Raw genomic sequence first — 22,566 nt, forward strand, 5'->3', positions numbered from 1 at the left:
GGCGGCCGCTTAGGACGGCAGCCGAACGGGTGCCGGGGCGGCAGCCGAACGGGGGCGGGGCGGCAGCCGAACGGGGGCGGGGCGGCAGCCGGATTCGTACCCCGCTGCGGAAAACCGCTTGATTTTGGGCGTGCGGCGACGCGAACCTTGCACGGTTTGCAGCCTCTTCATGCCGTGGTGCAACGGCACCCCCTGACACGAGCCACTGGGACGCCATGCAGATCCAAGACCTTCCGTTTCCCGACCCGGGCGTGCCGGACGCGCGCTCGGGCCCCCGATTCCTGTGGTGGCTGTTCCGCAACCAGCTGCGTGGCCAGCTCAAGTCGCTGGCCTGGGGCCTGCTGCACTTCGCCTCCGTCTCCGCCCTGCCGTTCTGCGTCGGCATCGCCATCCAGGCCGTCGTCGACCGCTCCGGCGGCCGACTCGCCCTCGCGGGCGGCCTCATGGCCCTGTGCTGCGTCGGCAACGCCCTCGGCGACACCTTCCTGCACCGCACGGCCGTCACCAACTGGATCACCGCCGCGGCCCGCGTCCAGCAACTGCTCGCCCGCAAGACCGCGCTGCTCGGCTCGGCGCTGACCCGCCGGGTCGCGGCCGGCGAGGTCGTGGCCGTCTCCACCGGCGACGTCGAGAAGATCGGCTGGTTCGTGGAGGCCGTCTCCCGCTTCACCGCGGCGGCCGTGACCATCGTGCTGGTCTGTGTGGCCCTGGTCGTGTACGAACCGGCCCTCGGTGTCGTCGTGATCCTGGGCCTGCCCGTGCTGGCCCTCGCGGTACTGCCCCTGCTGCCCCGGGCCACCCGGCGGGCCGACGTCCAGCGCGAGAAGGCCGGCCGCGCCACCGAACTCGCCTCGGACACCGTCGCCGGACTGCGCGTGCTGCGCGGCATCGGCGGTGAAGAACTCTTCCTCGACCGCTACCGCGGCGCCTCCCAGGAGGTGCGGCACGCGGCCGTGCGCAGCGCCCGGATGTGGTCTCTGATCTCCGCGATCCAGGTGCTGCTGCCGGGTCTGCTGCTGATCGCGGTGGTCTGGCACGGCATCCACCTGGCCCGCGAGGGCCGCATCGGCGTCGGCGAACTCGTCACCGTGTACAGCTCCGTCATGATCCTCACCTACCCGCTGCGGCACTTCGAGGAGATCGCCATGGCGTACTCCTTCTCCCGGCCCTCCGCGAAGCGGGCCGCGCGGGTACTGGCACTGGAACGGGCCACCGACACCACCGGCTCGCGCCCCGCCGAGGTCCCGACCGGCGACCTGTACGACCCGGCCACCGGCCTCCTCGCACCCGCAGGCCGCTTCACCGCCGTGGTGTGCGGCGACCCGGACGCGGCCGGGCGGCTGGCGGAACGGCTCGGCGGACACCCCTCGCAGAAGGGCACGTCGGCCCTGCTGGGCGGGGTGCCGCTCGACGAACTGCCGCTGGAGTCGGCACGAACCGCCGTCCTGGTCCAGGACAAGGACCCGGTCCTGCTCTCCGGCACGCTGCGGGAACTGCTCGACGTGCCCGCCTCCGGCGCGGTAGCCGCCGAGGACGCGCTGGCCGCCGCCCAGTGCGGGGACGTGCTCGCGGCCCTCGCGCAGGGATCGCTCGACGCGGACGACCCGATGGACGCCCGCATCACCGAACGGGGCCGCTCCCTGTCGGGCGGCCAGCGCCAGCGGCTCGCGCTGGCCCGGTCCCTGGTCACCGACCCGGAGGCGCTCGTCCTTGACGAGCCGACCTCCGCCGTGGACTCGCACACCGAGGCACGGATCGCGGAGGGCGTGCGGACCCTGCGCGAGGGGCGCACCACGGTGGTGTTCACCTCCTCGCCGCTGCTGCTGGACCGCTCGGACCGGATCGTGTTCCTGCACGAGGGCGAGGTCGCCGCGGTGGGCACCCACCGGGACCTGCTGCACACCGAGCCCCGGTACCGGGCGGTGGTGACCCGCGAGACCGACGAGGAGAGCGCGGCGCACCGGAACGGAACGCCGGCCCGCGCCGAGTCGGCGAAGGCCCTGGACGGCGACGTCCTCGGCGACGACGTACTGCACCGACTGGAAGAGATCGAGGAGACGGCATGATCGGCGTCGCACCACCGTCGTACGACCCGGCGGCGCCGACGTCGGCGAGCACCCTGCCCGTCGGCGCGCCCGCGACCGTCCGCGCGTACGCGGGGGAACTGCTGCGCCGCCACCGCCGCGCGTTCCTCCTCCTCGTCACCGTCAACACCGTCGCCGTGATCGCGTCGATGGCGGGCCCCTACCTGCTGGGCGGGCTCGTGGAACGGGTCTCGGGCGACGCGCGCGAACTGCACCTCGGCCTCACGGCCACGCTGTTCGTGCTCGCCCTCGTCCTCCAGGCCGCGTTCGTGCGGGAGGTGCGGCTGCGCGGGGCCGTGCTCGGCGAACGGATGCTGGCCGATCTGCGTGAGGACTTCCTCGTGCGGTCGGTCGGCCTGCCGCCCGGCGTGCTGGAACGGGCCGGCACCGGCGATCTGCTCTCCCGGATCACCACCGACATCGACCGGCTCGGCAACGCGATGCGCGAGGCCGTGCCCCAGCTCGCGATCGGTGTCGTGTGGGTGGTGCTGCTGCTCGGCGGGCTCGTGGTCACGGCCCCGCCGCTGGCGCCCGCGGTGCTCATCGCGGTGCCGCTGCTGGTGATCGGCTGCCGCTGGTACTTCCGGCGGGCGCCGGCCGCCTACCGCTCGGAGGCCGCCGGGTACGCGGCCGTGGCCGCGGCGCTCGCCGAGACCGTGGACGCCGGGCACACCGTCGAGGCGCACCGCCTGGACGCCCGCCGCATCGAGCTGTCGGAACGCCGGATCAAGGAGTGGACCGCCTGGGAGCGCTACACGCTCTGGCTGCGGTCGGTGCTCTTCCCGGTCATCAACGTCACCCATGTGACCGTGCTCGCCTCCGTCCTGCTGATCGGCGGGGTGTTCGTACTGGAGGGATGGATCGGCGTCGGGCAGATGACTACGGCGGCCCTGATCGCACAGATGCTCGTGGACCCGGTCGGCATCATCCTGCGCTGGTACGACGAGCTGCAGGTGGCGCAGGTGTCCCTGGCCCGGCTGGTGGGCGTGCGGGACATCGAGCCCGACGCCGGTGACCCGTCGCTGGCCCCCGAGGGACGGCACGTGCACGCCGACGGGGTGCGGTTCGGTTACCTCGAGGGCGTGGACGTGCTGCGCGAGGTGTCGCTGGCGGTGGCACCCGGCACGAGGCTGGCCCTGGTGGGTCCCTCGGGCGCCGGCAAGTCCACGCTGGGCAGGCTGCTGGCCGGCATCTACGGTCCCCGGGCCGGGCGGATCACCCTGGGCGGCGCGGAACTCTCCCGGATGCCGGCCGAACAGGTCCGCTCGCACGTCGCCCTCGTCAACCAGGAGCACCACGTCTTCGTGGGTTCCCTGCGCGACAACCTGCGCCTGGCCCGGACCGGCGCCACCGACGCCGAGCTGTGGGCCGCGCTGGGCGCGGTCGACGCGGACGACTGGTCCCGCGCCCTCGACGAGGGCCTCGACACGGAGGTCGGCTCCGGCGGCTTCACGCTCACCCCGGCCCAGGCCCAGCAGATCGCGCTGGCCCGTCTCGTGCTGGCCGACCCGCACACGCTGGTGCTGGACGAGGCGACGTCGCTGCTCGACCCCCGGGCGGCCCGCCATCTGGAACGGTCGCTGGCCCGCGTCCTGGACGGCCGCACGGTCGTCGCGATCGCCCACCGCCTGCACACCGCTCACGACGCGGACGTGATCGCCGTCGTCGAGAACGGCCGGATCAGCGAGCTGGGCAGCCACGACGAGCTGGTGGCTGCGGACGGCGCGTACGCGGCGCTGTGGCGCTCCTGGCACGGGTGAGCGGCACCCGCCCCGACCGGCGCACGCCCGGCGAGTGCCGCGCTCCGGCCGGTCGGGGCGGGTCCCCCACCGCCACGGCGGTCCGTCGGTACCGGGCACCCGGTCGACGGTCGTGCCGTTGCGCGGTTGGGAACGGGAGTGGAAGGCTGGGAGGAGGCACCGGCCCGGGGCGGGCCCGACGACCGTGCGGTTCCGCGTCGGGTGACGCCTGTGCCCCGTGCAGCGGCGGCCCGCCGCGGTCCACGGTGAGACGGTGCCCGTCCCCACCCCCTGGAGGTACCCGTGAACAGCGCCGACGGATGGGGAGATGACGTCTACCAGCCCGACGGATCCGAGCAGAGGGAGGACACCGGGCTGCTCGACGGCGAGGACACCCTCGAGTACGACGGTGTCGACGATCCCCTCGACCGGGGCTGGTCCCCGCCCGAGCGTCCCTGGGCGGTCGAGCACACCGGTGTGACGGCCGCCGAACGTCACCGGGGCGAGACGCTGGAGCAGCGGCTCGCCGAGGAGCTGCCGGACGTGCTCGCGCCGGACGGTGACGGGCTCGGGGACTCCGACGGCACCGACGGGGAACTCCTGGACAACGAGGTCGGCGCGGGACGCTCCGGCCGGCTCGTGGCCCCCGACGAGGGAGCGCACGAGGACGAGGAGCCGGCGCTGGTCGCCACCGACGTGGGCATCGACGGTGCGGCCGCCTCCGCCGAGGAGGCCGCGATGCACGTCGTCGACGAGGACACCCTGCCCGACTGACACCGCCACCGACGTCGGCTCCGGCGGCGGCCCCCCGTCGCCGTCCCGATGATCCGCGCCCCGCGAGGAGCAGCCATGCAGCAGGACAAGCATCCCGAGTACCGGCCAGTCGTCTTCCGCGACCGGAGCGCCGGCTACGCCTTCCTCACCCGGTCCACCGCGAACAGCGACCAGACCATCGCTTGGGACGACGGCGAGACCTACCCGGTGGTGGACGTGGAGATCTCCTCGGAGAGCCACCCCTTCTACACGGGCAAGGCCAGGACCGTGGACTCGGAAGGGCGGGTCGCCCGCTTCGAGCGGCGCTACGGCGGGGGCGAGGGGCGGGGCGGGGGCGAAGGGCCGGACGCCGGCGGCCCCGGCTGACCGCGGCGGGTGCCCCGGCGTCGTCAGATGAAGTTGAGCGCCGCCGCGCCGCCCACCCCTCCGAGCAGCATGAACGCGGGCATCAGCACCTTCAGCTCCACCCAGCTGCCCGCCCGGAACCGCATGCCCTTGGGCGGACCGACCGGGTACCAGCGCTTGCGGCCCACGGGTATCGGCCAGAGTATGGGGCACCCCGAGATCGTCAGCGCGTCCCCGATGTCGTGCACCAGCGCGCCGAGCACGATCGGCAGCCCCAGCCACAGGTACTCCTGGCCCGGTGCGGTGAACAGCCAGTCCGAGCCGCCGTCCGGCCGGTCCAGTATCCCGGCGAGGATCCAGGCGCTGGTCCCGGCCAGCAGCCAGACCAGCACGTCGCTGCTGGAGCCCCGGGTCGCCCGCCAGAGCAGGCCCTCGATGGCGAGCACCATGTGCACGAAGAGGATCGCCAGGACCGCCCAGCGACCGCCCGTGATGGCCAGTGCCGCGGAACCGGCGCCGATCAGGACCGCCCACAGCCAGGTGTGCGTCAGCGTGCGGTGCCCGCCGGACCTGCGCGGGTCGCCCTGCTTCTTCGTCGCCTTGTAGACCGCGTACGACAGCTTGTCGACGATCTCGCACACTCCTCGCGAGATCGGACCGAAGGCCCGGGAGATGGTGGCCGCCTTGTGGTCGAGGTCCGGGGCGAGCGCGGCTCCCGCGCATATCAGCGCTCCGGCGAGCAGGACCGGCCAGGGCATCGGGTGCCCTGCCGCGGCGGTCGCCGCTCCGACCCCCAGCCACGCGGCGGCGCCCGACAGTGAGTGCGCTGGTCCCATCATCGCCGTTGCCCGCCCCATTCCTCGTGTGCCGCTGTGCAGTTGTCCCGGTCCGCGGATGCCTCGTCGGCGACCCAGCGTAGCGTTCGTGATCTTCACGCGGGCAGCCGATTCCCCCATCGCGACCCGGGCCAGGCAAGATGGGGGCGTGACCCTCATCGATCAGCTGCCGCGGACCGCCGACCCCGATGCCCTCTACGAAGCCTTCGAGGCGTGGGCCCAGGAGCGCGGTCTCACGCTCTACCCCCATCAGGAGGAGGCGCTGATCGAGGTGGTCTCCGGCGCGAACGTGATCGTGTCGACCCCCACCGGCTCCGGCAAGAGCATGATCGCGGCGGGTGCCCACTTCGCCGCGCTGGCCCGCGACGAGGTCACGTTCTACACGGCGCCGATCAAGGCGCTGGTGTCGGAGAAGTTCTTCGAGCTGTGCAAGATCTTCGGCACCGAGAACGTCGGCATGCTCACCGGCGACGCCTCCGTGAACTCCGACGCCCCCGTCATCTGCTGCACCGCCGAGGTCCTGGCGTCGATCGCGCTGCGCGACGGCAAGCACGCGGACATCGGCCAGGTCGTCATGGACGAGTTCCACTTCTACGCGGAAGCGGACCGCGGATGGGCCTGGCAGATTCCCCTGCTGGAGCTTCCGCAGGCCCAGTTCGTCCTGATGTCGGCCACCCTCGGTGACGTCTCCTTCTTCGAGAAGGACCTCGCGCGCCGCACCGGGCGCCCCACGTCGGTGGTCCGCTCGGCCACCCGGCCCGTGCCGCTCTCTTACGAGTACCGCTACACGCCGCTCACCGAGACGCTCACCGACCTGCTGGAGGCCCGGCAGGCGCCCGTGTACATCGTGCACTTCACGCAGGCGCAGGCGGTGGAGCGGGCGCAGGCGCTGATGAGCATCAACATGTGCACGCGGGAGGAGAAGGACCGGATCGCCGAGCTGATCGGCAATTTCCGCTTCACCACGAAGTTCGGCCGCAACCTGTCCCGGTACGTCCGGCACGGCATCGGTGTGCACCACGCGGGCATGCTGCCCAAGTACCGGCGGCTGGTGGAGAAGCTGGCGCAGGCCGGTCTGCTGAAGGTGATCTGCGGAACGGACACGCTCGGCGTGGGCGTCAACGTCCCCATCCGGACCGTGTTGTTCACGGCGCTGACCAAGTACGACGGCACCCGGGTGCGCACGCTGCGGGCCCGTGAGTTCCACCAGATCGCCGGCCGGGCCGGGCGCGCGGGGTTCGACACGGAGGGCTTCGTCGTCGCCCAGGCACCGGAGCACGTCGTCGAGAACGAGAAGGCGCTCGCCAAGGCCGGTGACGATCCGAAGAAGCGGCGGAAGGTCGTCCGCAAGAAGGCTCCCGAGGGCTTCGTGGCCTGGTCGGAGAGCACGTTCGAGAAACTCATCGGCTCCGAGCCGGAGCCGCTGACCTCCCGCTTCCGGGTCACGCACACCATGCTCCTGTCGGTGATCGCCCGGCCCGGCAACGCCTTCGCGGCGATGCGGCACCTGCTGGAGGACAACCACGAGCCGCGCAAGCAGCAGTTGCGGCACATCAGGCGGGCCATCGCCATCTACCGCTCGCTCCTGGACGGCGGCATCGTCGAGAAACTCGACCAGCCGGACGCCGAGGGACGGATCGTGCGTCTCACGGTGGACCTGCAGCAGGACTTCGCGCTGAACCAGCCCCTGTCCACGTTCGCGCTGGCCGCCTTCGAGCTGCTGGACCCGGAGTCGCCGTCGTACGCGCTGGACATGGTGTCCGTCGTGGAGTCCACGCTGGACGACCCGCGGCAGATCCTGGCCGCCCAGCAGAACAAGGCGCGCGGCGAGGCCGTGGCCGCGATGAAGGCGGACGGCGTCGAGTACGAGGAGCGCATGGAGCGCCTCCAGGACATCACGTACCCGAAGCCGCTCGAGGAGCTGCTGTTCCACGCCTACGACACGTACCGCAGGAGCCACCCGTGGGTCGGTGACCATCCGCTGTCGCCGAAGTCGGTCATCCGGGACATGTACGAGCGGGCGCTGACCTTCACGGAGCTGGTCTCCCACTACGAGCTGGCCCGCACCGAGGGCATCGTGCTGCGGTACCTCGCGAGCGCCTACAAGGCCCTCGACCACACCGTCCCGGACGATCTGAAGTCCGAGGACCTCCAGGACCTGATCGAGTGGCTCGGCGAGACGGTGCGCCAGGTGGACTCCAGCCTGCTGGACGAGTGGGAGCAGCTCGCCAACCCGGAGGAGATGACCGCGGAGGAGGCGCAGGAGAAGGCCGACCAGGTGCGGCCGGTCACGGCCAACGCGCGCGCCTTCCGCGTCCTGGTCCGCAACGCCATGTTCCGCCGGGTCGAACTCGCCGCCCTCGACCAGGTCGAGGAGCTGGGCGAGATGGACGCCGACGCCGGCTGGGACGCCGACGCCTGGGGCGATGCGATGGACAAGTACTGGGACGAGTACGACGACCTCGGTACCGGTCCCGACGCCCGCGGTCCCAAGCTGCTGGTGATCGAGGAGGAGCCGCAGAACGCGCTGTGGCGTGTACGCCAGATCTTCGACGACCCGAACGACGACCACGACTGGGGCATCAGTGCCGAGGTCGACCTGACGGCCTCCGACACGGAGGGCCGGGCGGTCGTCCGCGTCACCGATGTCGGCCAGCTGTGAGCACAGGAGAATCCCACCCATGACGAACCCGGCCGAGAGCCTCGTCGCCCTGCTCGACCTGGAGCAGATCGAGGTCAACATCTTCCGCGGCCGCAGCCCCGACGAGTCGCTGCAGCGCGTCTTCGGCGGCCAGGTGGCCGGCCAGGCGCTGGTCGCCGCGGGCCGCACCACGGAGGGCGACCGCCCGGTGCACTCGCTGCACGCGTACTTCCTGCGCCCCGGACGCCCGGGTGTGCCGATCGTGTACCAGGTCGAACGCGACCGGGACGGGCGGTCGTTCACGACCCGCCGGGTCACCGCCGTGCAGCAGGGCCGCACGATCTTCACGCTCACCGCCTCCTTTCACAAGCCTGAGCAGGGGAGTTTCGAGCACCAGCTGCCGCCCGCCCGCAAGGTCCCGGATCCCGAGTCCCTACCGACGGTCACCGACGAGGTGCGGGAGCACCTGGGGGCGCTGCCGGAGCAGTTCGAGCGGATGGCCCGCCGCCAGCCCTTCGACATCCGCTACGTGGACCGGCTGCGCTGGAGCGCCGAGGAGGTCGAGGGAGCCGAACCCCGCAGCGCGGTGTGGATGCGCGCGGTGGGCCCGCTCGGCGACGACCCGCTCGTGCACACCTGCGCCCTGACCTACGCCAGCGACATGACCCTCCTGGACGCGGTGCGCATCCCGGTCGAGCCGCTGTGGGGCCCGCGGGGCTTCGACATGGCGTCGCTGGACCACGCGATGTGGTTCCACCGGCCGTTCCGCGCGGACGAGTGGTTCCTGTACGACCAGGAGTCGCCGATCGCGACGGGGGGCCGGGGCCTGGCTCGCGGACGGATCTACGACCGGGAGGGTCGCATGCTGGTGTCCGTCGTCCAGGAAGGGCTGTTCCGGGCCCTGTAGGCCGACGCGGGGCCGGGCGGGTCAGGTGTCGCGGCGGCGCAGCCGGCCGAGCAGGCCGCGGAATCGTCCGGTCGCCGCCTCCTGGCGCGGCATCGGTTCCGGGGCGGTCGATGGCGGCTCGGGGCGACGCGCCGGGCGCGGCGCCGGACGCTGTCGGCGTGCGGCCTCCACCGCCTCCGCCAGGTCCGCGCGCAGCCAGTCGATCTCGTCCGGGTCGGCCGCCGTCATGATCTCCTCGGCGAGCTGCGCGGCCGGGGAGCCCGGCGAGCCGTGGACCGGCGGCACCGGGTGGAACCGGCGCAGGTGGGACCGCTCGTAGGGGTCCCGGACGACCGTCGAGACCTCGACCGGGTCGAGCAGGGACGCCACGGCCGCGGCGCGGGCCCACGCGTCGTCGGCGTGGCGGAGCAGGCATCCCAGGTGCCGTCCCCGCCAGTTGCGGGGGCGCAGGTCCAGGCCATCCGTCAACTGGTCCCGCAGGCTCTCGGGTGTCCGGCCCTGCAACAGGGCGGCGTTCCTCTCGTCGGCCGCGAAGTGCCCCAGCTCGTCGGCCAGATACAGCCAGACGACGGCACGGTACCGATTCACGTAGAACTTGACCGGCACCAGCAGCCCCAGCCGTGCCAGGCGGGTGAAGCGGGCCCGGGTCACGCGCATGAGGGCCGCACCCTCCGTGGTCCCGACCGCCCGGACGCTGTTGCGCAGCGCCTCGGGAAATCCCTCCCCCGCCCGGATCCGCTCGATCTCGTCGCGCGCGACGCGTCGGCCTCCCCCTCCGTCGTCGCGCACCGTGCGGATGCGGCCGAGGTCTACGGCCAGGTCGAACTCGCCGCGCCTGAGACCCAGTTCTCGCGCCGCGCGGCTCGCCGCGAGAGCGCTGTCGCGGGTGGCGCCGCCGATCCGGTCGCCGGTGGGGTTCTCGTGCGTGATGGTGTTGCCGGACATGTTCGTCTCCCCCGTGGAGTGTGCGGGCCGGCGCTGTCCGCGCCCGCCTGACACAAAGACCGTAGCCGCTGCCGCGACATGCGGCGCGGGCCTGTGGAAAACTCCGCGGCCGGCCTCTCGGGGGCGGTGAACGCCCAGGTCAGAGGTCCATGGGTGATATCCGCCCCGGCTGGCGGGCATCCACGTCGAGGTGCTCACCGACCCGGTTCACGAGCAGCGTCATCTCGTAGCCGATCTGCCCGATGTCGGCCTCCGCGCCACTGAGCACGCACAGGCAGCTGCCCGAGCCCGCCGCGGTGACGAACAGGACGGCGTCGTCGAACTCGACCATCGTCTGCCGCACCTGGCCCGCGCCGAAGTGCCGGCCCGAGCCCTTGGCCAGGCTGTGCAGTCCGGACGAGACGGCCGCGAGGTGCTCGGCGTCCTCCCGCCGCAGGCCCGTACTGGCTCCGGTCACCAGCCCGTCGTTGGACAGCACCAACGCGTGCCGGACGTGTTCGACGCGCTCGGTCAGGTCGTCCAGCAGCCAGCCGAGTCCCTGGTTCTCCACCATGGTCCGATCTCCCCGTGTTCTCCCCGTACGCCTGCGCTCCCCCTGGCCGGAGGATCTGCCCGCAAGCCTTCACCACACGTGTGCTGCGGGCAAGGAGGATGGGGACATGGCACAGAAGATGACCGATGAGGAATGGCGGGCGTTCGTCTCGGACGGCACCCGCACCGGCAAGCTCTCGACCGTTCGGGCCGATGGCAGCCCGCATCTGGCGCCCGTCTGGTTCCTGCTGGACGGGAACGACGTGGTGTTCAACACCGGCAAGGACACCGTGAAAGGACGCAACCTGGCACGTGACGGCCGGGTCGCCCTGTGCGTGGACGACGACCGGCCGCCGTTCCACTTCGTCGTGCTCCAGGGCAGAGCACGGCTCTCCGAGGACCTCGACGAACTCCGGCACTGGGCCGCCCGTATCGGAGCCCGGTACATGGGCGAGGAGCGCGCCGAGGAGTTCGGGGCCCGCAACGGCGTGCCCGGCGAACTGCTGGTGCGCGTCACCGTGGACAAGGTCCTGGCGCAGAAGGACGTCGCGGACTGAGCGATCCCGGCCGCGAGGGCCGGTCCGGTCAGCGCACGGAGTCGAGGAGCCGGGCGGTGTGCATCCGCCCGGCGTACTCGACGAGCCGGATCAGCACCTCCTTCCCCGAGTCGCGGTCCCTGGCGTCGCACAGCACGACGGGAGTGCCCGGGTCGAGGTCGAGGGCGCGCAGGACGTCACCGGCGTCGTGGCGGCGCGCGTCCGTGAAGCAGTTGACGGCGACCACGAACGGGATGTGCCGGTGCTCGAAGTAGTCGACGGCCGGGAAGCAGTCCGCGAGGCGCCGGGTGTCCGCCAGGACGACGGCGCCGAGCGCGCCCTGTGACAGTTCGTCCCACAGGAACCAGAACCGGTCCTGTCCCGGAGTGCCGAAGAGGTACAGGGAGAGGCCGGAGCGGATGGTGATGCGACCGAAGTCCATGGCGACGGTCGTGGTGACCTTGCGGTCGATGCCGTCGGTGTCGTCCACCAGGCGGCCGGCTTCGCTGAGCAGTTCCTCCGTGCGCAGCGGCCGGATCTCACTGACCGCCCCGACCAGGGTGGTCTTGCCGACGCCGAACCCTCCGGCGACCAGGATCTTCAACGCCAGTGCGGACGTGTCGCCGTCCGTGGCGTCGGCGTGCTCGGAGACCATCGATCACTTCTCTCGGTCCGGGTGGTCGTGAACGTTCGTGCCGGTCATGCTCCTCGGCCTCCTCCACTGGGCGCGCCGTGCGTCTCTACAGGGCGCGCAGTCCGTCGATCACTTCGCGCAGGATCCGTTCGTCGGGCAACCGCGCGGGCGGTACGGGTCGGTCGACGGTCACGGCTCCGAACTCCAGGAGGTCGCCCAGGAGCACCCTGACGACGCCCACCGGGAGGTCGGCGTCCGCGGCGAGTTCGGCGACCGACTGCGTCTCGGTGCGGCACAGGTCGACCAGGGTCCGGTGTTCCGGTCCCAGGACGGTGTCGTCGAGACCCGGGGCGCCGGGGACCCGCGTGACGAGGGCGATCAGGTCGAAGCGCACTCCCGTCGGTCCGGGCCGGGTGCGTCCGCCGGTCATCGCGTAGGGACGGACGAGGGGTCCGGCCTCGTTGTCGTACCACTGGCTGCCCGGCCGGTCCCGGTCGCCGCCCGTGGTGTCGCCGCCCGTGGTCTCGTCGCTCATCCGCGCCACCCTCCCGGGTCATCGTCCGGCGGGCGGCCGAGCGGCGGCGCGCGGCGCGGTGTGCAGGTGCTCGCCGACACGTCTCACCAGCCGTGCCATCTCGTAGGCCACCAGGCCGATGTCGGCGGTCACCGCGGTGAGGACGGCGAGGCAGGATCCGTCGCCCGCGGCCGCCACGAACAGGAAGCCGTCGTCCATCTCCACCATCGTCTGGCGCACGCCGCCGGCGCCGAAGTGGCGGCCCGCGCCCTTGGCCAGGCTGTGGAACCCGGAGGCGACCGCGGCCAGGTGTTCGGCGTCCTCACGGCCCAGGCCGGCCGACGCGCCGACGGCCAGTCCGTCGTTCGACAGCACCACGGCGTGCCGTACTTCGCTCACGCACCCGACGAGATCGTCCAGCAGCCAGTCGAGCTCGCGGGGGCGCCCGGCGGTGCCGGTACCGGAGTTGTGGATCATGCGGGGTCTCCTTGATCGCTGGGGCCGCCGGTCGGCGCGTCCGGCGGTGAACCGCGGCCGGGTCGTCGGCCGCCGCCGCGCGACCAGCCGTCGCGATAGGCCGCCATGCGGTCCCGTACGAGTTCGGGGGTGCGCTCGTCGTCGTCCCGCGCCACGGGCGGCGGCACCGGATCCTCGGGGCGTCCGTCGCGCAGTTGGGGTGCGAGGCTGGCCTGCCGGACGCGACGGGGCAGGTCGTCGGCCTCCCCCGGCGCCTCGGGCGGCGGGCCGGGGGGACCGGCCGTGACGGGGTCGGGTGATCGGTGCAGTCGCAAGGCGGGGGCTCCCGGGGGGCGGCTGGGTGCGGTGGTCGGTGCCTGGGCCGTGGCCCGTGCGGAGGCCGTCAGCGCCGGCCGGTCGCAGAGGGCGGGGACGGGCTCCTGGCGGGGCACGGCGCCGGGCACACGCGCGGGCGACGGCTCCCCGGGCCGGGGTTCCTCGTGTGCCGTCCCGGGCGGGCCCGGGTGGGCCGTCCGCTGGGGGCCTTCCGCCGCCGGGTCGTGCAGGAGTGCGGTGGGCAGGAGGACGACCGCGGTGGTGCCGCCGTAGGGCGAGGTCTTGAGGTGCACCTTGATGTCGTGCCGGGCGGCGAGCCGGCTGACCACGAACAGGCCGAGCCGGTCGCTGTCGAAGAGATCGAGCGCCTCGGACCGGGCGATGCGGCGGTTGGCCTCGGCGAGGGTCTCCTTGCCCATGCCGAGCCCGCGGTCCTCGACCTCGATCGCGTAGCCGTTGCCGACGGGCTCCCCGGTGACCCGCACGCGCGTGTGGGGTGGCGAGAACTGGGCGGCGTTCTCGATGATCTCGGCCACCAGGTGGGTGAGGTCGGCCACGGCGGCGCCGATGACGGACGCCTCGGGGAGTTGCCGTACCTCCACGCGGGCGTAGTCCTCGACCTCGGAGACCGCCGCGCGGATCACGTTCGTGAGGGAGACCGGCATGCGCCAGGCCCGCCCGGGGGCCGCGCCGGAGAGGATGATCAGGCTCTCGGCGTGGCGGCGCATGCGCGTGGTGAGGTGGTCGAGGCGGAAGAGGTCGCTCAGTTCGTTGGGGTCGTCGGAGCGGCGTTCCATGGTGTCCAGCAGGTTCAGCTGGCGGTGGACGAGGATCTGGCTGCGGCGGGCAAGGTTGACGAAGACGCCGGAGATGCCGCTGGCGAGTTCGGCTCTTTCCACCGCGGCCCGCAGGGCGGCCCGGTGCACGGTGTCGAGGGCCTCGGCGACCTGGCCCGCCTCGTCCTCGGCGGGTCGGCCCGGCGGTGCCTCGGACCGGATGTCGATCTCCTCTCCCGCGCGCAGTCTGCGCATGGCCTCGGGAAGTTTGCGCCGCGCGATCTCCAGGGCGCTGTTGCGCAGGCTGACCAGCTCGATCACGAGGCCGCGGCCGATGCGGACGGAGATCACGAGTGACGCGGCGACGGCGAGGAGGCCGAAGAGGACCGCGGCTCCGGCCGGAGTGAGCACGCCGCGGGTGAACGGGTCGGCCCCATCAGCGACTTGGCGGCCGGCGTCCCGTTCGATCGTGCGCATGCCGTCCCGCACGCGCGCGTGGGCGCTGTCCCAGGCGGCCCGCGGTGCCGCCGCGTCGATCCGCCGTCCTTCCGTCCCCGGGGCGAGCACCTTGTCCTCGCTCGCCTCGACGGTCGCGTAGGCGCCGCTGTCGGCGAGGTCCTGCCAGGCGGCGCGCTGGGTGCCGCGCAGGTCGGCGACGGCGGTCTCGGTGAGGGTCCGGCGCCTGTCGACGGCCCCGGTGAAGAGCCGGAGCCGCTCGCCGCCGAGGCCGTCGGCGAGGCGGGCACCGGCGAGCAGGACGTCCTCCTGGGCCAATGCCTCGCCCGCGCGGGCGAACTCCACCAGCACGCGCGCGTCGGACCCCAGATCGGCGTCCTGGATGCCGCTCAGTGCGCCGCCCACCCGGAAGGCCGCCGAGATGGCCTCCGTGTACTGGCGGTAGGCCTCCTCCCAGTCCGCGCGGCGGTCGAGGACGGCCGTGCGCAGCGGTCCCAGCCGCTCGGCGCCGGCGACGAACTCCTCCAGGCGCCGGGACACTCCCGCTGGCATCTCCTCGCTGTCGGCGACGGTGTGGCGGTCGCCGAGCCTCAGCGCGCCGACGGCGCGGTCGGTTCGGGCGGAGAGCTCCCTGTAGTCGGCGTCCGGCACGGCCGACGGGTCGGTGGCGTGGCGTACGGCCGCGAGCCGCTCGGCCTGCAGGGCGGCTACGGCGGTGCTCACGGGGGCCCGGACCCGGGCGTCGACGCGCTGCACCTGCCGCAGCCGGGAGATGTCCTGGGCGGTGGTCACGGTGGCGTACGCCCACAGGGCGAGCAGGGAGACGACGGGCACCATGAGCAGGCAGACGATCCTGGCGCGTACGGTGCTGGGCCGTAGGCGGGTGCGCCACGCGCGCGGGGGCGTCGGTTCCCGTGGCCCCTCGGCGGGCCGTGCCGGGCCCTCGTCGGCCGGTGGTCCGGCGTGTGCGCGACGGCCGCGCAGGGGTGGCTGGGACGGCGTCTCGTCGCCGGCCGCGGGGGTCGTCCTGGGAGTACGCATGGCCTCCTCGCTCGGTACTGGTCGGGGCGTCGCCGCCGGGCCGTCGGTGCCGGGCCGCCGCTACCGGGCGGTGCTCGCGACGGGCTGCTGGGCCGAGGCGGACGCCTCGCGCTCCCCCGCCGCCGGCGACAGGGCGACGAAGGCCGACGTCAGGAAGAGGTAGGACCCGAGGCCGACGGCGAGGGGGAAGATGAACTGCATCGCCGTGGCCCCGGGCAGCGCCTCGCCGGAGGGCGTGACCCGCACGCTCACCGCGAACATGCCGGTGTAGTGCATGCTGCTCACCGCCGCTCCCATGATCAGCGAGGCGAGGGTGACCGCGAGGGGGGACTTGATGTTGAGCGCCGCCCACAGGGCCGCGGTGGCCGCGGCGACGGCGATGAGGACGGAGAGCCCGACGCGCGCCGGGTCGTAGCCCACGTCTCCGTGCAGGCGCACGGCGGCCATCCCCAGGTAGTGCATGCTCGCCACGCCGACCCCTGTCGTGAGCCCACCGAGCAGGAGCGCCCGTGCGCGGTCGCGGCCGTAGCCGACCGCGAAGACGCCGGCGCAGACGACGATCATGGCGACGAGCAGGCTCGTGAGGGTGAGCGGCACGTCGTAGCGGATGTCGGTGCCGCTGACCCGGAAGCCGAGCATGGCGACGAAGTGCATCGTCCAGATGCCCGTACCGATCGCCGAGGCCGCGGTGAGGAGCCAGTTGCGGCGCGCCGGCCCGGTGGCGGCGAGGGCACGCACGGTGCAGCGCAGCCCGAGGGCGGCGCCGGTACAGGCCATCGCGTACGACAGCACGGGGGTAAGCCAGCCCAGGGCGGCGTGGTCCAGGTGTCCCATGGCCCCGGGACGCTAGTCCCGGCAAGGGCGCACAACAGGGTCGCATTTCGAAACCTGTTGCTATATGACACGGAGAAGCGCTGGAACGATCGCGTCACGTTCGAACGTGTGCGCTGCGGCACCGTCTGTGCCTTTGGGGAATCATGCGGAGCATGAGCGACAACCACACGCACGTCCAGGAGTTCTTCGGCGCCCGCGCCGCCGACTGGGACAGCCGCTTCCCGGACGACGGCCCGGCCTACGCCGCCGCGGTCGCCGAGCTGGGTCTGCGGGAGGGGGCTCGCGTGCTGGACGCGGGCTGCGGAACCGGCCGCGCCCTGCCCCCGCTGCGCGCGGCCGTGGGACCGGCGGGCCTGGTGGTCGGGGCCGACCTGACACCCGGCATGCTCCAAGCCGCCGTCCGGGCCGGGAGGGACCGCGACGGGCGGCTGCTGCTGGCCGACGTCGCCGCGCTGCCCCTGCGGTCGGAGTCCTTCGACGCGGTGTTCGCGGCCGGCCTGATCGCGCATCTGCCCGATCCCGCCGGGAACCTGCGGGAGCTGGCGCGCGTCGTGCGTCCCGGCGGCGTGCTGGCGCTGTTCCACCCGATCGGGAGGGCGGCGCTCGCGGCCCGGCAGGGGCGGCGGATCACGCCGGACGACCTGCGCGCCGAACCCAACCTCCGGCCGCTGCTGGCCGGTTCCGGGTGGCATCTGACCTCGTACGCCGACGAGGACGCCCGCTTCCTCGCCCTCGCCGTGCGCGAGGGCTGACCGCTCGCCCGAGGGCCGTCCCTGCGAGCGCCACCGCTCAGACGCGCCCCCGGCCGCCGCCGCTCGGACGCGTCCCTGTCCGCCGCCGCTCAGACGCGTCCCGCGACCGCCGCCGCAAACGCGTCGGGCCGGTCGAGCATGACGTTGTGTCCGGCCCCCGGCACGGTCACGACGCGTACGCCCGCGGCCTCCAGAGCCTTCCGGCCCGCCAGTTCCCCGCTGAGCCCGCCCTGCAGGTACACACGCTCGACCGGCAGCGCTTCGAGGATCGCGCGCATCACCGGCTCCGATCCCCGGCGCAGCCCGACGGCGGACCGGTGCAGGGCGCGCGGGTCGGCCAGCCTCATCGTCGCGGCCCACCGCGGGCCGACGGCCGCCAGCACGCGCGCGTGGCCGCCGTCGACGAACTCGTCCTCCCCGTAAGCGGCGATGGCACTGCTGCCCGCGGTGGGCGGCGGAGCCGCGTCGAGGTTGGCCTCCGTCAGGACCAGGCGGGACACCAGCTCGGGCCGTCGGTGGGCGAGGACGACGGCAACGGCGCCGCCCATGCTGTGCGCGACCAGCTCGGCGCCGGTCAGCCCCGCCGCGTCCAGCACGGCGGCCAGGGCGTCGGCGTGGTCGTCGAGCGTGTAGCCGAAGCGCTCCGGACGGTCGCTGATGCCGTGGCCGGGCAGGTCGACGAAGAGGCTGCGCCGGCCCGCGAGTTCCGGGCGGGCCGCTATGTGCGCGTGGTACACGGCCGACATCGACCCGAGCCCGTGCACGTACACCCGCGCGGGCTGCGCCCCCGGCGGACGCGCCCCTGCCCACCGCCGCTCAGACGCGTCCCGCGACCGCCGCCGCGAACGCGTCGGGCCGGTCGAGCATGACGTTGTGTCCGGCCCCCGGCACGGTCAAACCCGCCAGCTTCTTCCACGCGGGTGACCGGCCGTTGAGCGCCGAAGAGGTGGACGACCCCTTCCGGCGCGGTGTGCTGACCATCGCGCGCGCCACTTCGCGGGCCGAACTCAGCTGGCTGCGCGAGACGATCGGTTCACTCGGCGGCTGACGTGTCGATGTGACGGACCGGGCAGCCCCGTACGCCGGGGACGGGGCTGGTGCCCAGGTCCGCGAGCCGGTAGCCGTTCGGGTAGCCCTTGATCTCCCGGTTCTGGCGGGCGTGGTGCGGTGCCCGCCGGGGCGGCATCAGACGGACGGCGCGTCCCCGCAGGCGCACCGCGCGGCGCACGAGAGCGCGGGCGGCCGGGCCCGGCGGGGTGTACCCGAAGGCTCGCAGGAGGGGCTCGTCGAGCAGGGCGAGGGTCCCCGCGCGCAGGGCCGGGGCGAGGGGCGCCGGGTACCACGAGGCCATGAGGTCGAGAGTGGCGTCGGAGACGCGGCGCGCACCCTCGTCCCAGGCGAAGTGGGACTCCTCGTAGGCGTCTAGGCAGGACTCGAACTCCTCGTAGGACCCGGGGATGTCCTGGATGCCCATGTGCCGTCCCAGGGTGCGGTAATGGACGGCCGAGGCGACGGTCTCGTGGCGGGACATCCTGCGCCACCCGTAGGCGTCGATCCACCGTTTGGGGATCACGACGAACGTGCCCAGGACGTACCGCATGTCGTCGTTGGTGATGTCGTAAGCGCGGTGCATCCGGTTGATGCGCCGGATGGCCGTACGGCCCTGCTCGCTGCCGAAACCGTGCTCGACGACGGCGTCGAGCAGCAGCGCCGTGTCGTCGTACCGCTTCTGCGGACGGCCCGTGAACTCCGCCGTCTCGGCCAGCAGTCGGCCGATGCTCGGGACGGCGTAGGTACGAAAGAGCGCCAGCTCCAGGGCGCGGGCGAAGTCCCACGGGAACTCATAGGCCGAGGAGAGCCGGTAGATCTCGGACGCCTCCCGGTACGGGTCCATCCGCCGGATCCGTGCCAGCCGCTCGTAACGCTTCACCTTGGCCGTCCCCTTCTGCCGTGGAGACTTCAACTCTACGTTGAGCAGCGGGATATGCACGGTCGGTCGTGACGACCCACAGGGGAAGGGGTGGTCCGTATGTTCGGCAGGATCCGCGAGGCGTGGAACAGATCCCGCGCCGCACGGCGTACGGAGGGCGGGAGGCAGGGGGAGCCTCGCGCGCACAATCTGTTCGAGGCGGCCGCCGCCTACGTGGCCGCGTGTGCGCAGGACGACCAGGAGAAGATCGACGAGGCGGCGGGCTGGGTGTCGCCGGAGGCGCTGTCGTTCGGGGTGAACGAGCTGGCGTGCCGGGCCGTGGTCACGCTCGCGCGGGAGCGGAACGAGTCACCGCGAAACGTGGCGCGGGCGCTCCTCGGGCTGCCCGTGACCTGATCCGCGCGTCCCGCGCGGGTGGTCGATTCGCCCCTGTCCAGCCGGAAAACCGCAGCTCGCGTGCGTCTGGGAGTCGTGACAACGGCTTCCCGGTCGCACTAGGGTGCGCGCCATTGGACAAACCGATGGGGAGGCTGGGATGGCCGGGACGGACGAGGAAACCGTCGCCGCCGCGGACGACGCGCTCTACGTGCTGACGGCGGTGCTGCTGACGCCGGCGAAGTTCCCGAGCGTGCTGGGCGACGACTACGTGGAGGCGTGTGCGGCGCTCGGTCTCCCCCCGCTGGCCGACGGCTACGGCCTCGTGCTCGGCCAGGACGGGGACGGTGCCCGGTGGACCGTCGTCATCGACGACGTCTCCCTGGTCGCCGTCGCCGTGGCGTCCTGGGACTGCGGGATGGAGTACGACCTGTCGCCGGACGAGCGCACGGTGGTCGCCGCGCTGCCCGGCTGGCCCCTGGACGTCGCCGTGGCGGCCCCCGGTGTCCCCGCGCCGCACGACCCCGGCCCCGAGTCCGCCGACCGGCCCCCGCTGTCGCCGCCCGACACCACGGTGTGGGGTCCCGCCCAGCGGCGTCTGGGTGCCGACGAGATCGCCCTGCAGTGGACGCAGTGGCGGGAGCAGGTGGACGACGCGGACTTCCCGGATGCGGGCGGCGCCGGTGCGGGTGCGGGTGCGGGCGGCGGTGCCGGTTCCGCGGGCAGCTCCCCGAAGGGCGTCGCGGAAACCGACGTGGCGTCCGACGCGGACGGTGACACCGACAGGGACGCTAAGACCGGGACGGGCGCCGGCGGCGGCACGGGGCCCGGGGCCCCGGGAGGGGCCGGTGTCCCGGGAGGGGCCGATGTCCCGGGAGGGGCCGGTGTCCCGGAGAGCCGGTCCGCCACCGGCGAAGGTGGGGCCGGCGCCACGGACGGCGGCGGCGCCGACGCCGGCTCCCCAGGGCACAGCGGGGTGCGGCGGGTGCTCGCCGAGGCCCGTGGCTATATCGACACGCCGCCTCCGCTGGGCCGGGTCCGTTCGTCGTTCGCGCCCGGACAGGCGCGGACCCTGCGTGCCGACGGTCCCGGCTGGTCGCTCGTCGCCCGGACCGACGACATCGCCTTCATCCTGCTCGACGAGGAACCCGGTGAGGTCCTGCCGGTGGGCCGGGGGCCGTCGCTGCCGGGGCTTCTGGAGGCCCTCGACAGGATGGCCGTCCGGCCGAGCTGACGCGGGGCCCACGGCCCGTTCACGGCCGGACGCCGGGAGCCTCACTTCTCCGGGTGTTCCCAACCTCCACGCCCGGCCCTGTGTCCATGTGGCTTCGGCCCATGGAAGACGCCGCGGAGGGACCGCACGATGGGGCAGCCCTCAGCTCCACTCCCCCGGTCGCTCCTGGAGGCCCGATGCGTCTGCCCCGTGGTGTCCCGTTTCTCGCCGCCGTCCTGACGACCGTCTCGCTCGCCGTCCCGGCGCCCGTCGCAGCGGCGGGGAACGAAGTCGGTCACGGCGGCGGTCACTGCGACCGCCTGGACCGCGTGCGGGTGCCGGGCGCGGCCCTGCAACGCGGCGCCTGTCTGGACGACCTGACGACCACCGGCCTGGCGGGCACCCCGTACACCGACATGGCCGACCAGGCGGGACTGACGGCCGGCGGGACCCGGACGCCGTCCGGGGTTCCCGGCATCCAGGTCGACGGGTACTTCCCCGACTCCTCCCGCTTCAACGACACGCACGGCTGGCGGCACGACGCCCAGTTCGTGATCCGCCTGCCGGACCGCTGGAACGGCGGCCTCGTGGTGACGGGTGCTCCGGGCACGCGCAAGCAGTACGCCACGGACAAGGCGATCTCCGACCGCGTCCTGGCCCAGGGTTACGCGTACGCCGCGACCGACAAGGGGAACAGCGGCACGGACTTCTACCGGGACGGCGTCCGCCCCGGGGACGCGGTGGCCGAGTGGAACGCCCGCACCACCCAGCTCACCCGGGCCGCCCGCCGGGTGGCCGCCCAGCGCTACGGGCACGCCCCGCGTCGCACGTACGTCACCGGCATCTCCAACGGCGGCTACCTCACCCGCTGGCAGCTGGAGAACCACCCCGAGCTGTACGACGGCGGCGTGGACTGGGAGGGCGCGCTGTGGACGGCGGACGGTCCGGGCCTGCTCACCTTCCTGCCGCCGACGGTGGCCCGCATGTCCGGCGCCGGACGGGACGAGGACCTGTACGCGGCGGGCTTCGCTCGCGGGTCCGAGTTCCTGTGGCCGTACCACGAGAAGGCCTACTGGGGTCTGACGCAGAAGATCTACCGGGCGGAGTTCGACCCGGAGTACGACTCCGGCTGCCCGGGGCCGACCGCCGGCTCCGGGCTGGAGGAGATCCTGGCCCCGTGCCCCTCCGACGCGGCGTACGACTACGCGCGGCGTCCGGCCTCCGTGCACCGCGCGGTGGCCCGGGTGGCGCTGACCGGGCGCATCGGCAAGCCCTTGATCACCCTGCACGGCGATCTGGACGCGCTGCTGCCCAAGGCGGCCGACTCCGACGTGTACGCGCGCATGATCGACACCGGCGGGCGGGGCGGACTGCACCGCTACTACACGGTGCGGGGCGGCACGCACGTCGACGGGCTGTACGACACGTATCCCGACCGGCTGCGGCCGATCCTGCCCTGCTTCCGGTCCGCGTTCGACGCGCTGACCGCCTGGGTGGAGCGGGGCACCACGCCGCCCGCGGACCACACGATCGACAAGCCCGCGGACGGTGACGTGGTCAACTCCTGTGCCCTGACCGAGACCGCCGCGGCGGCAGCGCCGCGGCGTTAGCGCCTCAGCGGCCGATCTCCTTGCGCGTGACGCGGCGCAGCCTGCGCCGCTGCGCGGGGTCGAGGGTGAGGTACGCGGCGGCCGGGACTCCCAGGACTATGAGCAGGGCGGCCCACCAGGGCAGCCAGATCAGCAGGATGAGCCCGACCGCCACACCCCCTGCTGCGACCTTGGCGTTGTTCGACATGGTGTCGCCTCCTTCGCGGCCACTGCCGCTCTCTGTTCTGAAAACGGGCCCGCGCTCCCGGCGGTTCCGCACCGCGACCCTGAGACGTCCCTGAGGCCGGACCCTTACGTACCC

At 73.3% G+C, this 22,566-nt stretch carries 22 protein-coding genes and 1 pseudogene; 12 read left to right on the forward strand and 11 right to left on the reverse strand.

What is annotated here, in order from left to right; genetic code table 11:
- Window positions 1-215 precede the first annotated feature (215 nt).
- The 4 genes from ACFIF2_RS10495 (at window position 216) to ACFIF2_RS10510 (ending at window position 4,963) form a co-directional block, all read left to right on the forward strand.
- The gene (locus ACFIF2_RS10495; protein ID WP_395572275.1) at window positions 216-2,066 is read left to right on the forward strand and encodes an ABC transporter transmembrane domain-containing protein; all 1,851 of its coding nucleotides are present in this window, start codon (window positions 216-218) and stop codon (window positions 2,064-2,066) included.
- Window positions 2,063-3,844: an ABC transporter ATP-binding protein gene (locus tag ACFIF2_RS10500; RefSeq protein WP_395572276.1), complete on the forward strand. Its 1,782-nt coding sequence runs from the start codon at window positions 2,063-2,065 to the stop codon at window positions 3,842-3,844. The genes ACFIF2_RS10495 and ACFIF2_RS10500 overlap by 4 nt, the downstream gene beginning before the upstream one ends.
- A gap of 282 nt (window positions 3,845-4,126) precedes the next feature.
- The gene (locus tag ACFIF2_RS10505; RefSeq protein ID WP_395572277.1) at window positions 4,127-4,597 is read left to right on the forward strand and encodes a DUF5709 domain-containing protein; all 471 of its coding nucleotides are present in this window, start codon (window positions 4,127-4,129) and stop codon (window positions 4,595-4,597) included.
- A 75-nt stretch (window positions 4,598-4,672) separates the two neighbouring features.
- The gene (locus ACFIF2_RS10510) at window positions 4,673-4,963 is read left to right on the forward strand and encodes a type B 50S ribosomal protein L31 (RefSeq protein WP_395572278.1); all 291 of its coding nucleotides are present in this window, start codon (window positions 4,673-4,675) and stop codon (window positions 4,961-4,963) included.
- A 23-nt stretch (window positions 4,964-4,986) separates the two neighbouring features.
- Here ACFIF2_RS10510 and ACFIF2_RS10515 read toward each other — a convergent pair whose 3' ends face one another.
- On the reverse strand, window positions 4,987-5,781 hold the full coding sequence (locus ACFIF2_RS10515) for a metal-dependent hydrolase (protein WP_395572279.1): 795 nt from the start codon (window positions 5,779-5,781) through the stop codon (window positions 4,987-4,989).
- 145 nt (window positions 5,782-5,926) lie between these two features.
- Between ACFIF2_RS10515 and ACFIF2_RS10520 the strand changes: the two genes are divergently transcribed.
- Window positions 5,927-8,440: a DEAD/DEAH box helicase gene (locus tag ACFIF2_RS10520; RefSeq protein WP_395572280.1), complete on the forward strand. Its 2,514-nt coding sequence runs from the start codon at window positions 5,927-5,929 to the stop codon at window positions 8,438-8,440.
- Between the two features lie 19 nt (window positions 8,441-8,459).
- On the forward strand, window positions 8,460-9,326 hold the full coding sequence (locus ACFIF2_RS10525) for an acyl-CoA thioesterase (protein WP_395572281.1): 867 nt from the start codon (window positions 8,460-8,462) through the stop codon (window positions 9,324-9,326).
- Between the two features lie 21 nt (window positions 9,327-9,347).
- On the opposite strand, the gene ACFIF2_RS10530 is transcribed toward ACFIF2_RS10525, so the two are convergent.
- Both ACFIF2_RS10530 and ACFIF2_RS10535 read right to left on the reverse strand, forming a co-directional pair.
- Entirely contained in the window at window positions 9,348-10,271 is a 924-nt protein-coding gene (locus ACFIF2_RS10530; RefSeq protein ID WP_395572282.1) for a DUF6397 family protein, read from the reverse strand.
- Window positions 10,272-10,410: 139 nt separating this feature from the next.
- Window positions 10,411-10,824 (reverse strand): roadblock/LC7 domain-containing protein, encoded by a 414-nt coding sequence (locus ACFIF2_RS10535; RefSeq protein WP_395572283.1) that lies wholly within the window; start codon window positions 10,822-10,824, stop codon window positions 10,411-10,413.
- 106 nt (window positions 10,825-10,930) lie between these two features.
- Here ACFIF2_RS10535 and ACFIF2_RS10540 point away from each other — a divergent pair, with 106 nt between their 5' ends.
- Entirely contained in the window at window positions 10,931-11,359 is a 429-nt protein-coding gene (locus ACFIF2_RS10540; RefSeq protein ID WP_395572284.1) for a PPOX class F420-dependent oxidoreductase, read from the forward strand.
- A 28-nt stretch (window positions 11,360-11,387) separates the two neighbouring features.
- Here ACFIF2_RS10540 and ACFIF2_RS10545 read toward each other — a convergent pair whose 3' ends face one another.
- The 5 genes from ACFIF2_RS10545 to ACFIF2_RS10565 all read right to left on the reverse strand — a co-directional run bounded on the left by ACFIF2_RS10545 (window position 11,388) and on the right by ACFIF2_RS10565 (window position 16,385).
- Window positions 11,388-11,993 carry a GTP-binding protein gene (locus ACFIF2_RS10545; RefSeq protein ID WP_395572285.1) on the reverse strand — a complete coding sequence of 202 codons (606 nt, stop codon included), beginning with the start codon at window positions 11,991-11,993 and terminating at the stop codon, window positions 11,388-11,390.
- A gap of 85 nt (window positions 11,994-12,078) precedes the next feature.
- Window positions 12,079-12,507, reverse strand: a complete 429-nt coding sequence (locus ACFIF2_RS10550) for a DUF742 domain-containing protein (RefSeq protein WP_395572286.1) — start codon at window positions 12,505-12,507, stop codon at window positions 12,079-12,081.
- An 18-nt stretch (window positions 12,508-12,525) separates the two neighbouring features.
- Complete coding sequence (locus ACFIF2_RS10555; RefSeq protein WP_395572287.1) at window positions 12,526-12,963, reverse strand: roadblock/LC7 domain-containing protein; 438 nt, start codon at window positions 12,961-12,963, stop codon at window positions 12,526-12,528.
- The gene (locus ACFIF2_RS10560; protein ID WP_395572288.1) at window positions 12,960-15,551 is read right to left on the reverse strand and encodes a nitrate- and nitrite sensing domain-containing protein; all 2,592 of its coding nucleotides are present in this window, start codon (window positions 15,549-15,551) and stop codon (window positions 12,960-12,962) included. Before ACFIF2_RS10560 ends, ACFIF2_RS10555 begins: the two co-directional genes overlap by 4 nt.
- A 60-nt stretch (window positions 15,552-15,611) precedes the next feature.
- A complete protein-coding gene (locus tag ACFIF2_RS10565; RefSeq protein WP_395572289.1) occupies window positions 15,612-16,385 on the reverse strand; it encodes an MHYT domain-containing protein in 774 nt (257 codons plus the stop codon).
- Between the two features lie 152 nt (window positions 16,386-16,537).
- On the opposite strand from ACFIF2_RS10565, the gene ACFIF2_RS10570 reads away from it, so the two are divergent.
- Window positions 16,538-17,137, forward strand: a complete 600-nt coding sequence (locus tag ACFIF2_RS10570; protein WP_395572290.1) for a methyltransferase domain-containing protein — start codon at window positions 16,538-16,540, stop codon at window positions 17,135-17,137.
- Between the two features lie 89 nt (window positions 17,138-17,226).
- Here the strand turns inward: ACFIF2_RS10570 and ACFIF2_RS10575 are convergent, their stop codons facing one another.
- A complete protein-coding gene (locus tag ACFIF2_RS10575) occupies window positions 17,227-17,883 on the reverse strand; it encodes an alpha/beta fold hydrolase (RefSeq protein WP_395572291.1) in 657 nt (218 codons plus the stop codon).
- Window positions 17,884-18,032: 149 nt separating this feature from the next.
- On the opposite strand from ACFIF2_RS10575, the pseudogene ACFIF2_RS10580 reads away from it, so the two are divergent.
- Window positions 18,033-18,185, forward strand: a pseudogene (locus ACFIF2_RS10580) (PadR family transcriptional regulator); the annotation flags it as partial.
- Here the strand turns inward: ACFIF2_RS10580 and ACFIF2_RS10585 are convergent.
- Entirely contained in the window at window positions 18,171-19,067 is an 897-nt protein-coding gene (locus tag ACFIF2_RS10585) for an oxygenase MpaB family protein (protein ID WP_395572292.1), read from the reverse strand. The pseudogene ACFIF2_RS10580 and the gene ACFIF2_RS10585 sit on opposite strands and share 15 nt — an antisense overlap.
- 99 nt (window positions 19,068-19,166) lie before the next feature.
- Between ACFIF2_RS10585 and ACFIF2_RS10590 the strand changes: the two genes are divergently transcribed.
- The 3 genes from ACFIF2_RS10590 to ACFIF2_RS10600 all read left to right on the forward strand — a co-directional run bounded on the left by ACFIF2_RS10590 (window position 19,167) and on the right by ACFIF2_RS10600 (window position 22,265).
- Window positions 19,167-19,463: a hypothetical protein gene (locus tag ACFIF2_RS10590; RefSeq protein WP_395572293.1), complete on the forward strand. Its 297-nt coding sequence runs from the start codon at window positions 19,167-19,169 to the stop codon at window positions 19,461-19,463.
- Window positions 19,464-19,602: 139 nt separating this feature from the next.
- Window positions 19,603-20,676 carry a hypothetical protein gene (locus ACFIF2_RS10595; RefSeq protein ID WP_395572294.1) on the forward strand — a complete coding sequence of 358 codons (1,074 nt, stop codon included), beginning with the start codon at window positions 19,603-19,605 and terminating at the stop codon, window positions 20,674-20,676.
- 176 nt (window positions 20,677-20,852) lie between these two features.
- Complete coding sequence (locus ACFIF2_RS10600) at window positions 20,853-22,265, forward strand: tannase/feruloyl esterase family alpha/beta hydrolase (RefSeq protein ID WP_395572295.1); 1,413 nt, start codon at window positions 20,853-20,855, stop codon at window positions 22,263-22,265.
- Window positions 22,266-22,269: 4 nt separating this feature from the next.
- Here ACFIF2_RS10600 and ACFIF2_RS10605 read toward each other — a convergent pair whose 3' ends face one another.
- Complete coding sequence (locus ACFIF2_RS10605) at window positions 22,270-22,452, reverse strand: hypothetical protein (protein ID WP_395572296.1); 183 nt, start codon at window positions 22,450-22,452, stop codon at window positions 22,270-22,272.
- Between the last annotated feature and the right edge of the window lie 114 nt (window positions 22,453-22,566).

Source organism: Streptomyces sp. BK79 (genome assembly GCF_044142145.1).
Classification (GTDB): domain Bacteria; phylum Actinomycetota; class Actinomycetes; order Streptomycetales; family Streptomycetaceae; genus Streptomyces.